Genomic DNA, 13,802 nt, shown 5'->3' with positions numbered 1-13,802 from the left:
CACCAGCAGAATCCAGGTTTAACCCTTTCCCTTTGACCTTTACCGAATGGCACTAAGTACTGCAAATATTCGGTTGGGTTACCTGAAAATAGCTGTAAATTATGTTTTGACGATCGCTGGAGTAATGTTACCAATATAAGTACTGAGCGATCGCGCCGTTTGCACTAAGAAATTATTGGGATCTACAAGACACGGACTAAAAGCCAAGACTTCCTCTAAAGGAACTGCTACAACTTGTCCATTTTGCCAAGCTACCATCTGTGCAGATTGTCCATCGGCTAATAAATCTACCGCAGCTTTACCAAAAGCAGTGGCTACCAAACGGTCTAAAGCTGAAGGAATACCACCTCGTTGGATATGTCCTAAAACAGAAACCCGAATATCAATTTGATCGTTACTGCAACGGCGAATTTCATCGGCAATATATTGACCCATACCACAGGATGGCTTTTGGCATGATGAATAGTTAGATGAATCGGCTGCTATTTGAACGCCTTCCGCTACGACTACAATTGCAAATCTGCGTCCCCAGCGATCGCGTAATTCTGCCAAATGTTCGCACACACCTTTAATTGTGTAGGGAATTTCGGGAATCAAAATCACATCCGCACCACCTGCAATGCCAGAGTGCAGTGCTAAGTGACCTGCTTTCCGTCCCATAACTTCGACAATCATCACGCGATCGTGACTAGCAGCCGTAAATGTCAAACGATTTAGAGCATCAACAATTGTGTTGACCGCAGTATCAAACCCAACTACTCTTTCCGTCTTGCCTACATCATTATCAATTGTTTTCGGAATGGCGATGAACTGCCAGTTCCCTTTGCTTTGCAGTTCGTTGAGAATTGCTAAACTGCCATCTCCACCAATACCAATCAAGGCAGCTAGTTCTAAAGCATGATAGCCTGCAACAATCTCGTCAACATGAGCCAGAGTATCTCCTTTGTTAATGCTACCCAGAATTGTGCCTCCCATATTTAACAAGGGGTCAATACCACGTAGGTCTAGACCATGTATGCTCAGAGGAATTGCCTTTTTCTCTAAAAGCCCTCTAGTCGCATAAGGAATACCCACTACCTGCCAGTTATATGTAAGAGTAGCGTGGTTTACAACTGCCCGAATTACAGCATTGAGTCCAGGACAGTCGCCACCACTGGTAAGAATGCCAAGTCGTTTTTGCATGGTCATGACTCCTCAACAAGAAACAAAGGAAGGAGGCAGAGGGTAGGAGGATTGAAGGAGGCAGGATAGCGCAGCGTTAGCGAGTCCGCGAGCGTCGGGCAGTTTTCCTCCTGCCTCCTGCCCTCTGCCTCCAACATCCTCGATAAAGAATACTGCCCTCTGTCTCACTTTTTAACCCTGTTTCGGCTGTATGTTGAAGTTAATCTAAAAAGCTGAGGAAGTTGTGAGGATCTAACTTAGGTATTATGCATCATTAGTTATCAGCTATTAAGATTGATAACTAAGCGGAAATTTAGATATTACTCCCGAAATATAATCTTCCCTCTGTGTCTGGAGTGTGATTAATTGTACCTTCATCCAACAACGCCGAAAATTCACTTAACTGTCATCACAAGTTTCTCAAATTGTTCTTCTATCATCTTAACTGTGAGACTCGGAACATCCTGAAGAGACAAGAGGCTCAAACCATGAATTCAGCATTTGCTGTTAAAATTAACAACACGGCAAAAACACCCTCAGCAACTCACAGTGATCAGCGCTTTAAGATGCTGGATGCAACTATAAAACGCTATCAGTATCAACAGGATGCACTCATTGAGATATTGCATAAAGCGCAAGAACTTTTTGGCTATTTAGAAAACGATGTATTAATTTACGTTGCTCATAGTCTCAAACTGCCACCTAGCCGAGTTTATGGCGTTGCTACGTTCTACCATTTGTTTTCACTTGCTCCTAGTGGTGTACATATCTGTGTAGTGTGTACAGGTACAGCTTGTTACGTCAAAGGCGCTCCAGCTATCCTGACAAATTTAGAAAAATCTGTCCACATTCACGCTGGTGAAACTTCAGCAGATGGTCAAATTTCACTGCTAACAGCAAGATGTTTGGGTGCTTGTGGAATTGCACCTGCTGTAGTATTTGATGGCACTGTTTTAGGCAATCAAACTGCTGAATCAGTCCTTGATTGCATCAAAGGATGGTTGCAAGATGGATCTACCTGAATTAATTGAAATTGCCCAAAAAGAACGTGCTTCAGAGAAACTTGTGCAAATTCGCTGTTGTGTTGCCGCTGGTTGTCTGTCTGCGAATTCCCAAGTCGTCAAACAGCGTCTAGAAGAGGCTGTAACAGCAGAGAATTTGACAGAAAAAGTAGAAGTTCGTGGCGTTGGCTGTATGCGTTTATGCTGTCAAGGGCCATTAGTACAGGTGGAGAAACTGGGGACTGGGGATTGGGTACTGGGGACTGGGGAGGACTCTAGGCAATCTCCACATAGCAAATTGTATGAGAAAGTCACACCTGATCATGCACCATCAATTATCACCGCTATCAATGGAGGAGAGACAACAGTCCAACAGGGTGATTTAACACATCCATTTTTTACATCCCAGATGCCAATTGTTTTAGAAAACAGTGGCAAAGTCGATCCAGAACGCATTCAATCTTATATTGCTGCCAACGGTTATCAAGCGCTTTACCATGTCTTGCGGGAGATGACTCCTAGCGAAGTAGTAGATACTGTTACCCGCAGCGGTTTACGGGGACGTGGTGGTGCTGGTTATCCTACAGGTTTGAAATGGGCAACAGTTGCCAAAGCAAAAAGTGATGCCTACGGCGAGCAAAGCGATCGCAAATTTGTAATCTGCAATGCTGATGAGGGAGATCCAGGGGCGTTTATGGATCGTAGTGTACTAGAAAGTGATCCTCATCGCGTTTTGGAAGGAATGGCGATCGCAGCATACTCTATCGGCGCAAACCAAGGCTACATTTACATTCGGGCAGAATATCCTATTGCCATTAATCGTCTGCAAATTGCCATTCGTCAAGCACAACGCCTTGGCATTCTAGGCACGCAAGTTTTCGACTCTCACTTTGATTTTAAAATTGATATTCGTATCGGTGCTGGTGCTTATGTCTGTGGTGAAGAAACCGCTTTAATGGCTTCTATTGAAGGTAAACGCGGTACTCCTCATCCCCGTCCGCCTTATCCTGCTGAGTCTGGTTTATGGGGCTATCCAACCTTAATTAATAACGTTGAAACTTACGCCAATATTGCACCCATTATTCGCAAAGGTGCTGAATGGTTTGCTAATATTGGCACTCAAAAGAGCAAAGGTACAAAGGTTTTCGCTCTAGCTGGCAAAATCCGTAACACAGGTTTAATAGAAGTACCGATGGGAACTTCACTGCGGCAAATTGTGGAAGCAATGGGCGGTGGCGTACCAGATGGTGGTGTGGTAAAAGCAGTCCAAACTGGTGGCCCTTCTGGGGGATGTATTCCAGCAGCAGCTTTTGATAGTCCGGTAGATTATGAATCACTCACTCAACTGGGTTCGATGATGGGTTCCGGTGGGATGATTGTTATGGATGAAACTACCAACATGGTGGATGTCGCCCGCTTCTTCATGGAATTTTGCATGGACGAATCGTGTGGTAAATGCATTCCCTGTCGAGTCGGGACGGTGCAGTTATATAAATTGTTGGCGAAGATTAGTGAAGGTAAGGCATCCTTTGCTGATTTGGAATTGCTGGAAGAACTATGTGACATGGTAAAACATACTAGCTTGTGTGGTCTTGGTCAATCTGCACCCAATCCAGTATTTAGTACCTTGCGTTACTTCCGTGATGAGTATTTGGCTTTGATTAGTCATTAGTCATTGGTCATTTGTCATTTGTCATTTGTCATTTGTATTTATAAAAGACCAATAACTGGAAAAAATGTGCAATTTGAAAGTACATTAGCGTTACCAGGAATCAATAAGAGATGGTTGTAAAAACTTTAACAATTAATGAACAATTAATTAGCGCTCGTGAGGAGGAGACTATTCTCCAAGCGGCGCAGGATGCGGGAATTCATATTCCGACTTTGTGTCATCTAGAAGGAGTTGAAGATGTTGGCGCTTGTCGGCTTTGTTTAGTAGAAATTGCTGGTAGTAATAAACTTCAACCTGCTTGTGTGACAAAAGTTACTGAGGGTATGGAAGTTGAGACAAATAGCGATCGCTTGCAAAAATATCGTCGCACAATCATAGAAATGCTATTTGCTGAAGGCAATCACATTTGCTCGGTTTGCGTAGCTAATGGTAATTGCGAATTGCAAGACTTGGCCATTGAGATGGGTATGGATCATGTGCGTTTGGATTACCATTTCCCCGATCGCAAAGTCGATGTTTCTCACGATCGCTTCGGTGTTGACCATAACCGTTGTGTTCTTTGCACTCGTTGCATCCGTGTTTGTGACGAAATTGAAGGAGCGCACACTTGGGATATGGCGGGTAGGGGGACAAACTCTCATGTAATCACTGATTTGAATCAGCCTTGGGGAACTTCAGATACTTGTACTTCCTGTGGGAAATGCGTTAATGCTTGCCCTACAGGTGCGCTTTTTAACAAAGGCTCAAGCGTCGGAGAAATGAAACGCGTAGACACAAAGTGGCTTGTCGCAAGACATCGCACCAAACTTGATTTCCTAGTCACAGCACGCCAGAAGTAGCAATGGCTTGTTTAGCTACCAATCATGAATTTGCACAACGAGGTAAATCTAATGTTACGCCGTCTCTTAAAATTTTTTTGGTGGCTCCTATTGCTAGCAATATTAACAATATATATATACCTGGGTTTAGCAACATTCACATCTCAACAGGTGATTGCTACTGTTATTCAATTAGACGATGCGCCAGGAGAAATCGTTTATCGCTCACAGCAAAAATTAAATGATGAATTAGGAAATTATTGGCAGGTTGTCTTGTTTAAGCGAGTTCATTCTAATAGCAATAAAATATCGTCAATAAGTCTCCGGTTGGTGGGATTTCCTGGTTCTCAGGAACTAGCCCATCCCTTACCTCTGAAAATTACTAGTGATACAGGTAAAGTATTTACTGCTCCTGATATTTTCCTAGATGAAGCACCAGCACCAACTATCGGTCAGTATGACTTCAAGAATGTTTTGCCTCAATTACCAACTGAAAATTTGTTAATTGGCATACCTGTAGATAGACAAAACTTCATTAATCTTTCAATACCTCAATATATCGTGCAGGAATGGCAAGAAGTTGCACTAAAGTCTTGAGTTATAAGGTCAAATTTCATCTCTATAGCAATCCGATTTGATTTCTGAATCACTCGTAGAGGTAAGGGACTGGGGATTAGGGACTGGGGACTGGGAAGAAGGAATAAAGGTGTACTGAGTTTTGTTCAAAAATCAAATATGAGTCCTATATCACCCTCAAAAAAAAGAAAATGGCTCGTTTAAAATTAGCAACGGTTTGGCTAGGCGGCTGTTCTGGTTGTCACATGTCTTTTCTCGATTTGGATGAATGGCTGATTGATTTAGCAGGACAGGTAGATTTAGTTTATAGTCCCTTCGCTGATACCAAAGAATATCCTCAAGGGGTAGATGTGGTGTTAGTTGAAGGTGCAGTAGCCAATGAAGATCACTTGGAAACGATTCGGAAGGTGAGAGAGCGATCGCACATTCTTGTCTCCTTTGGCGATTGTGCTGTCACTGGTAATGTTACTGCTTTACGTAATCCTTTAGGTAGTGCCGAACCTGTTCTTCAGCGTTGTTACATCGAAGCTGTGGATATTCACGCCACAATTCCTCATGAGCCTGGTATTGTACCAACCCTACTAGATCGGGTAATACCAGTGCATACAGTAGTTCCAGTTGATATTTATTTGCCAGGTTGTCCACCTGATGCAACTCGGATTAAAGCAGTGTTAGAGCCACTTTTAAGGGGAGAAAAACCACAATTAGCAGGACGTGAGTTTATCAAGTTTGGTTAACTTCACAAGTTACTCAAATTCTTTATCTAAGTTGAAAGTGAGGCAATTGTAAAACAAATTTATAAACAATTATGGCAGTTAATTATCGGGAAAGAATCATTGCTCTTTGGACAGTATTTCTACTAGGAACACTGTTTCATACACAGCTGAATTTAATACCGCTTTTTCATAGTTTACCTGTTGTCGAATCTCAACCAGCCAAAACCATCAATGATATTTCTGGAATTATGTGGCTGATGTTAGGTTTTTTTGTGCTGCCAATGTTGGCAATTATTGCTACTACTTTTACCGATTCAAAACGTTATCGAGTTATGCATTTTGGCTTAACTATCTTTTACAGCATTATGAACTTACTACACGTGATTTTAGATTTATTTGTCCAGCCACTTCTCTGGTATCAGATAGCCTTGATGGTCTTGTTATTCTTCGTGGGTTTATTATTAAACATTACTGCTTATCAATGGATGCGACTGCATAACAGGGCTAATAGATCACAAGGAAATTTAGAAAGCTCACATTTTTAGCTTTTATTAAACCCGTATAGCATTAGCTTTATAGCAGGAGGCAGGAGGCAGAAGGCAGGAGGTAAAAGTATTACTATTCCTAGCCTTGGGGTTTTCAAAATGTCCTAACCTATGTGGCTACGGCTTTATTAGAAATTTGGAGAGCATTATGTTGAAAGCATCTGACATTATGACTAAAGATGTTGCTACGATTCGTAGTTCCGCAACAGTGGCGGAAGCAGTCAAACTCTTAAGAACAAGGGACTGGAAAGCGCTGGTTGTAGATCGTCGCCATGAACAAGACGCCTACGGCATGATTACTGAAAAGGATATTGTCTATAAAGTGATTGCTTATGGTAAAGATCCCTGTAGTGTGCGTGTTCATGAAGTGATGACTAAGCCTTGTATCGTCGTCAATCCTGACCTTGGCTTAGAATACATAGCACGATTATTTGCTGACCATAATTTGCAGAGAGCGCCTGTTATTCAGGGCGAACTACTGGGTATCATTTCCCTTGTTGACATTCTAGCTAATAGTAGTTTTCTTGAGCAACCTCATACTATCTTATTAGAACAACAGCTTCAGGACGAAATTAAAAAAGCTCGTGTTATTTGCGATCAAAAAGGCATCCGTTCAGAAGAATGTGCTGCTGCTTGGGATGCGATCGAGGAATTACAAGCCGAGATAGCACATCAACGAGCAGAGAAAGTCGTGAAAACAGCCCTTGAAGAATATTGCGATGAATATCCAGAAGCTAAAGAAATTTATGAGAATTGGTGTAGTGGTTGACCGAATTTTAGATTTTTAATTTTTAATTTTTAATTTTTAATTAAAACTGGTCAATCTAAAATCCAAAATTAAGATAGTCATGAAAAAGATTATTATCGATCCGGTTACACGAATTGAAGGACATGCCAAAATATCTATTTACTTGGATGATACAGGACAAGTGAGCGATGCTCGCTTTCATGTCACAGAATTTCGTGGTTTTGAAAAGTTTTGTGAAGGTCGCCCGCTTTGGGAAATGCCAGGAATTACGGCGCGGATTTGTGGGATTTGTCCGGTGAGTCATTTATTAGCATCAGCAAAGGCAGGCGATCGCATCCTTGCTGTTACAATTCCCAAAGCTGCGGAAAAATTGCGCCGTTTGATGAATTTGGGACAAATTATCCAATCCCACGCCCTGAGTTTCTTCCACCTCAGCGCCCCAGATTTATTATTAGGGATGGATAGCGACCCTCAAAAACGCAATGTATTTGGCTTAATTGCAGCTGAACCAGAATTAGCGCGTGGCGGAATCCGCTTACGTCAATTTGGACAAGAAATTATTGAACAATTGGGAGGGCGAAAAATACATCCATCATGGGCGGTTCCTGGTGGTGTCCGTGAACCCTTATCGCAAGAAGGACGCACCCATATTCAGAACCGCATTCCAGAAGTACGCAGCACAATATTAGATGCACTGGGTAGATTTAAAGGCTTACTCAATGATTATCAAAAAGAAGTGCAAATCTTTGGGAATTTTCCTAGCTTATTTATGGGTTTAGTTACTCCTGATGGTTTGTGGGAGAACTACGACGGACATATTCGTTTTGTAGATAGCGCTGGAAATATTATTGCTGATAAACTCGATCCAATTCATTATCAAGAATTTATTGGTGAAGCAGTTCAACCAGATTCTTATTTAAAGTCTCCTTACTATCGTCCTTTAGGTTATCCTGACCAGAGCGACCATTGTCGTTTAGATAGTGGTATTTATCGGGTGGGGCCGCTAGCACGTCTGAATATTTGCAGTCATATTGGTACACCTTTAGCTGATACAGAATTGAGAGAATTTAGAGACAGAGGTAAAGGCACTGCTACCTCATCATTTTTCTATCACTATGCCCGGTTGATTGAAATTTTAGCTTGCATTGAACGCATAGAAATTATTATAAATGACCCAGATTTAATGTCTAAAAAATTGCGTGCTGATGCTGGCATTAATCAATTAGAAGGAGTGGGTGTAAGTGAAGCACCACGTGGGACATTATTTCACCATTATCAAGTTGATGAGAATGGCTTACTTCAGAAAGTAAATTTAGTAATTGCCACAGGTCAAAACAATCTAGCAATGAATCGTACAGTCGCGCAAATTGCCCGACATTTTATTCACAGTTCAGAAATTTCTGAAGGAATGTTAAACCGTGTTGAGGCAGGAATCAGGGCTTTTGACCCTTGTTTGAGTTGTTCAACTCATGCGGCAGGACAAATGCCTTTACATATTCAATTAATTGGGAAAGATGGAAATATTGTAAATGAAGTTTGCCGAGATTAATCTATTCTGAATTCTGGATTCTGAATTCTGACTTCTGAATTCTGAATTCTGACTTCTGAATTCTGGATTCTGACTTCTGAATTCTGAATTCTGAACTCTTGTTTGAAAACAACACAGCCTCAAAAGTTCTCTCGTAACATTTAACATTTCTTCTTCTGTGATTTCCATTCCAAAATGCAAATCTATCGGGCGCGATAATGCCTAATGCTAGAATAATAGAAGCATGAAAGCGTGAATACAAAACTCCTCATTTCTCCTCAAGAACTCACGTCGCTGTCAGCAGAAAAATCGTTACAAAGTGTCATTATCGATACGCGAAGCCCCGAAGATTATGCTATCTCTCATATTCCTCAATCCCTAAATATTAGAGATTTTTTCACCTATCTTTTAGAGAATTCCTCCCCAGCAGGATTAAAAGAACTACAAGAGTATTTTGCAGAAATTATGAGCAAGCTGGGAATATCAGGTGCGGAACGGTTAATTGTGTATGAAGATGCCTTAAATAGAGGTTATGGTCAATCTTGTCGAGCAGCTTTCTTACTGAAGTATTTGGGCTGCACTCAGGTATCTATTTTACACGGAGGATATAGAGCATGGCTGACAGAGGGATTACCTACTACCGATGAAGTACCATTACGTGAAAGCAGCATATTTAGATTGCATCCCAATGCTGACATAATGGTGACTACTGCCGAGATGTTGCAAGCAATTGACAATCCAGCAATTATTAAATTAGATGTGCGCGATCGCAATGAATGGCTTGGGTTGAGTTCTTCTCCCTATCATCCTGATTTTTGTCCCCGCAAAGGCAGAATCCCTAACGCTGTATGGTTAGAATGGCATCATCTGATGAATTCCGAATCGGAAATCCCCACGTTGCGATCGCCAGATGAAATCCGAGAAATTTGTCAGTCAGTAGGTATTACTTCAGAGTCCATTGTGTATATTTACTGCTTTAAGGGTTCAAGGGCTGCGAATACATTAATAGCCCTTGAAGAGGCGGGAATTTCTGCCAGAAATTATTTTGGCTCTTGGAATGAATGGTCGCGTGATTTTTCACTACCTATTGATAATACATGTTTCCGGCTCTGAGAAAAAAATTGCCTGCAATATTGACTAATATCAGAATTGCAGGCAGGTTTAAAACAACCATAAAAATGGATGGATGGAATCTTTAACTAACTGGAATAGGTTGACCACTAGACAAAACTAAAGGGAAATTATGGACATTAGGAGCGTGCATTGCATTTATACCCAGATTGGCACGGTTCAGTATATCAGCGTTGGTTCTAATTACTTCACCCCGACTATCTAAGATGGAATGATTAAAGTTTAACCCATTGATGTTAAACGCCATCGAACATACACCCATTGCTGCGAACCAAATACCTATCGTTGGGAATGCTGCTAATAATAAATGGAAAGCACGATGATTTTTACTAGCAAAGATAGGAATCAACAACCGTCCCAAAAAGCTAGAGTGTCCTGATAGGTACTTGTAGGTAAATTTCTTTTGACCTAACTTATATCCGGCATTAATTGATTCATTGTCATCGGTCTTCCGAATGAGTGTTGAAGTCACCAAAGAACCATGTAAAGAACTAAAGAGTGCGCCACTGAATATACCTGCTACACCCAACATGTGAAACGGGTGCATAAGGATATTGTGATCACCTTGGAAAGCCAACATAAAGTGGAAAGTTCCAGTGATTCCCAAAGGTAAACCATCAGAAAAACTACCTTGGCCAATGGGATAAACTAGCAAAACGGAAGTAGCGGCGATGACGGGTGCAGAATAGGCAATTGCTATCCAGGGGCGCATTCCCAAACGATAGCTTAGTTCCCAAAATCGCCCTAGATAGCACCAAATACCAATGAGAAAATGCAGCACAATCAATTGATATGGCCCACCATTGTAGAGCCATTCATCCATTGATGCCGCGTCCCAGATCGGATAAAAGTGCAAACCAATGGCAGCAGAGGTTGGTACAACTGCGGCTGTAATTAAGTTATTACCATCCATCAATGACCCCATGATTGGCTCACGGATGCCATCCATATCTACGCTGGGAGCGGCAATAAAAGCCAAAATAAAACAGATGGTGGCAGCCAACAAAGTGGGAATCGCCAACACACCAAACCAGCCGATGTAAATCCGATTTTCTGTACTAGTAATCCAGCGACAAAAACTATCCCAGAAATCAAAAAAATTAAATTCTCTTTGAGGTTGAACAATGGTACTCATGGTGTGTAGCTCCTAAGTAATTCCAAGTTCAAAAATTTTTCACTACTTTTGGCAGATGCCTATCTATTTTGCTTAATCTATATTTGTTGCTTCGCAAATTTTCAAGCTAATTAATGCAATAGTTGGGCATCTTTATCTTGAAATTAGAAAAAGAATTTGAGGAACTTGTGAGGAAATACAGTGCTGATTACAACTTAAATTTTGTCAAAACTCAGATTCACATACCCGCAAAAAAGCAGGAAGCATCAGGGAACTGGGGGATGTTGCGTCAAAAATCTCAGGCTAACGTGAGCTTTCAATGAACCTCTCCCTACCTTGAACTTTAGTTCAAGTCTGTCCCTCTCCGAGTTGGAGAGGGAAGGTTTTGCGTAATGAAGAGTGCTGAGTTCCAAGTGCTGTACATGGATAGCGGGGCGTTTAGCCCGTGCTGAGTTGACCGCCCACACTATGCGCGGGTATCAACCTTCTCTCTATAAGAAGATTCCGCCCACACTCTTGCGGGGCTTTTACGCCCTGTGCGAAGTACTGAGTACTTCTTAAATTTACTCAGCACTCAGCACTGAGTTGGTCAAACCAAGGAGAGGTATTTTTCAGCTAAGTAGACAGATACTATATGAGCCGTCGAATTCACTTCAGGTTAAGTCAGGGGATGTAAAAACCCCTGGCTAACTTCTGGCTAATTTCGTTGAGATAGGGGTAGTTCATAACAGTATTAATTATTTAAAGCCACGACCAGTATGTGGAACGTGGATCAGTTTTTTTGGCTTGTGAGTGACGTAGATATCAGTTTCCAGTTCTGGCTTTTCTTCTTCCTGCTTCCCAAAAGCACCAGCCTGACTGAGGTCTTGAATCAATTCATCAATCAGGATAGTTGTAACGTGCGCCATGATGAAAATATGCGAGTACTCACGCTTATGACCTTTCACATACAACGTCTCGCTCGATAGAGAATATTTAAAGACAATATCATCATTGGCACGTTTGAAGCGTATAGTAAGTGATAGTGGCGTGTGTCTCACCCACAAATCCTCGCCCAGTTTCTCTTCGAGGGTCTTTAATTGTAAGTATGCATAGATAGCTATATTCTCGGTATAAAGCACCTTATTAACCTGGGCTTCGTAAGAATTTTTTGCCAGATAGTCCCAGAGAAGTATAGCTGAGAAGCCGTTGCGAGAGCCAGCAAATGTAGTATCCTGAGAACCTATATATTCTGGATCGTCGGGTGGACGCAGCTGATATTTTGTCTTGGTCATATAAATCCCACATGGTAGTGGTGCGCCAATCCACTTGTGTCCGCTCATAGCGATGGAGTGGACAAAGGGCAGACGAAAGTCAAAGTTCGGGCCACGCTGCGAGATTTTGCCCATGTTATACGCCATTTCAAGAAATGGCATATAGGCAGCACCGAGCGCAGCATCTACATGGAACCAGTAACCACTGCGAATATCATACTTGGTCGGATCTTCGGGATCATAATATACCTTACGTTCATCAAGACCATATTTTTTTAAAATAGGAAGCAGAGCGTTGCCTGCTGCTTCTACATCGTCATAAGCACCTTTGAATGTGGTGCCGTAGTTAAAGCACACGAGAATCGGATATCCCTTGGCGGCAAAAAACTCGACAAGTTTGCACAGTGATTCCATATCAATCGAGCCAGGGCCATCGTTACCGCCTTGAGATGGCACCTCTTTTGGCCAAGGTTGACCTGGTGCTAGTGGATTTTCCTGGGGATATTTTTCAGTCCCAATCTCGTAAAAATTTTGAATAGCCATCACGCGCATGGCTTTGATAATTGAGTAGTGCGTGTCCTCTGAATAAAATGTAACTGGAGTGTGAGCGTTTGGGTTATTTTCTAAAACGGGTGTCTGCTGATAGATGAGGCGGCGCTCTACTGAGCGTGGCTGACCTGCTAAACTAGCTTGTCTAGCTTCTTCTTCAACGGTAGGGTCATTGAGTAGGAACTTACCAGCTAAATAATCACGTCCGTTCCACAAACCGTATAAGTTACCTTCGGTGCAACCCATTGTTAAAGCATAACCCCAGTAAGACTCTGGATCATTGGGATCGTGGGGCCAACGCGCATTCCACAGCGAGGCGTAATAATCTAATACTGCACGCTCCATAAACTTACTGTTGATGGTATAGTTCCCGCTTTGGAAAGGGTCGCCGACATTATTAATGTGGTAGTTGAGGTACGGCTTTAAGTCTTCTTCATAGTTGAGGCTTTGGTTGACTTGATAGCCGAGGAAGTAATTTCTCTGGGTAGACTCATAGTTTTGTAATTGAACCAGAGCGGTTTTTCGTTGTTCGGGGGTCAAGCCTGTTGAAGATAGCTCGAAATTTTTGTAACTAATACCAGGGACTGTGGGGTATGTAGAGCAAGAATCTTTCGTGGGAGGTGACACGATCGCAGCATCACCAACAATAGCCGAATCAGACACCGTTTGCTGCCATAATCCGACTTCTAACGTAAAAAGCAGGGGATTTTTGAGATTTTCTGAGTTCTTTCCATCACTTATGCTCATCATCATCCTCCAAACAAAAGATTCACCAGACTATAGAGATGCTTGGTTGTTGATAAAAATCACAATTCTTGTCTTGACTGGAGAGAATTTGACTATAGGCGATCGCCTGTAGTCATAATTTCTGCTACAGAGTACTGATCAGTTGTAATGTTGACTCACAGGTTTATTTATATGTCAACAATCTGAGGAAATTGTGAGCATTTCTTCCAAGCTTCTCTATCTCCTCACAAGTTCCTCAAGTTT

At 41.9% G+C, this 13,802-nt stretch carries 12 protein-coding genes; 9 read left to right on the top strand and 3 right to left on the bottom strand.

Annotation, left to right across the window (positions count from 1 at the left end; all coding sequences use genetic code 11):
- Positions 1 to 99 precede the first annotated feature (99 nt).
- Positions 100 to 1,182, bottom strand: coding sequence for an ATP-dependent 6-phosphofructokinase (locus A4S05_RS13035; protein ID WP_069070251.1), 1,083 nt, complete (start codon positions 1,180 to 1,182; stop codon positions 100 to 102).
- Between the two features lie 467 nt (positions 1,183 to 1,649).
- Between A4S05_RS13035 and hoxE the strand changes: the two genes are divergently transcribed.
- The 9 genes from hoxE to A4S05_RS12990 all read left to right on the top strand — a co-directional run bounded on the left by hoxE (position 1,650) and on the right by A4S05_RS12990 (position 9,878).
- Positions 1,650 to 2,183, top strand: a complete 534-nt coding sequence (gene hoxE / locus A4S05_RS13030) for a bidirectional hydrogenase complex protein HoxE (protein ID WP_069070250.1) — start codon at positions 1,650 to 1,652, stop codon at positions 2,181 to 2,183.
- Positions 2,170 to 3,834, top strand: coding sequence for a NuoF family protein (locus A4S05_RS13025; protein ID WP_069070249.1), 1,665 nt, complete (start codon positions 2,170 to 2,172; stop codon positions 3,832 to 3,834). Before hoxE ends, A4S05_RS13025 begins: the two co-directional genes overlap by 14 nt.
- A gap of 110 nt (positions 3,835 to 3,944) precedes the next feature.
- Positions 3,945 to 4,673, top strand: a complete 729-nt coding sequence (gene hoxU / locus A4S05_RS13020) for a bidirectional hydrogenase complex protein HoxU (RefSeq protein ID WP_069070248.1) — start codon at positions 3,945 to 3,947, stop codon at positions 4,671 to 4,673.
- Positions 4,674 to 4,724: 51 nt separating this feature from the next.
- Complete coding sequence (locus tag A4S05_RS13015; protein ID WP_069070247.1) at positions 4,725 to 5,249, top strand: DUF3122 domain-containing protein; 525 nt, start codon at positions 4,725 to 4,727, stop codon at positions 5,247 to 5,249.
- Between the two features lie 170 nt (positions 5,250 to 5,419).
- Complete coding sequence (locus A4S05_RS13010; RefSeq protein WP_069070246.1) at positions 5,420 to 5,965, top strand: NADH-quinone oxidoreductase subunit B family protein; 546 nt, start codon at positions 5,420 to 5,422, stop codon at positions 5,963 to 5,965.
- Positions 5,966 to 6,036: 71 nt separating this feature from the next.
- Complete coding sequence (locus A4S05_RS13005) at positions 6,037 to 6,489, top strand: hypothetical protein (RefSeq protein ID WP_069070245.1); 453 nt, start codon at positions 6,037 to 6,039, stop codon at positions 6,487 to 6,489.
- Between the two features lie 148 nt (positions 6,490 to 6,637).
- Entirely contained in the window at positions 6,638 to 7,258 is a 621-nt protein-coding gene (locus tag A4S05_RS13000; RefSeq protein WP_069070244.1) for a CP12 domain-containing protein, read from the top strand.
- A 79-nt stretch (positions 7,259 to 7,337) separates the two neighbouring features.
- Positions 7,338 to 8,786 carry a Ni/Fe hydrogenase subunit alpha gene (locus tag A4S05_RS12995; protein WP_069070243.1) on the top strand — a complete coding sequence of 483 codons (1,449 nt, stop codon included), beginning with the start codon at positions 7,338 to 7,340 and terminating at the stop codon, positions 8,784 to 8,786.
- Between the two features lie 231 nt (positions 8,787 to 9,017).
- Entirely contained in the window at positions 9,018 to 9,878 is an 861-nt protein-coding gene (locus tag A4S05_RS12990; RefSeq protein WP_069070242.1) for a sulfurtransferase, read from the top strand.
- A gap of 82 nt (positions 9,879 to 9,960) precedes the next feature.
- Here A4S05_RS12990 and A4S05_RS12985 read toward each other — a convergent pair whose 3' ends face one another.
- Entirely contained in the window at positions 9,961 to 11,031 is a 1,071-nt protein-coding gene (locus A4S05_RS12985) for a photosynthetic reaction center family protein (protein WP_069070241.1), read from the bottom strand.
- A gap of 716 nt (positions 11,032 to 11,747) precedes the next feature.
- Complete coding sequence (locus A4S05_RS12975) at positions 11,748 to 13,559, bottom strand: pyridoxal-dependent decarboxylase (RefSeq protein ID WP_084227096.1); 1,812 nt, start codon at positions 13,557 to 13,559, stop codon at positions 11,748 to 11,750.
- Positions 13,560 to 13,802 lie beyond the last annotated feature (243 nt).

Source organism: Nostoc sp. KVJ20, from assembly GCF_001712795.1.
Lineage (GTDB): Bacteria > Cyanobacteriota > Cyanobacteriia > Cyanobacteriales > Nostocaceae > Nostoc.
This window is presented reverse-complemented; position numbering and strand designations above follow the sequence as displayed.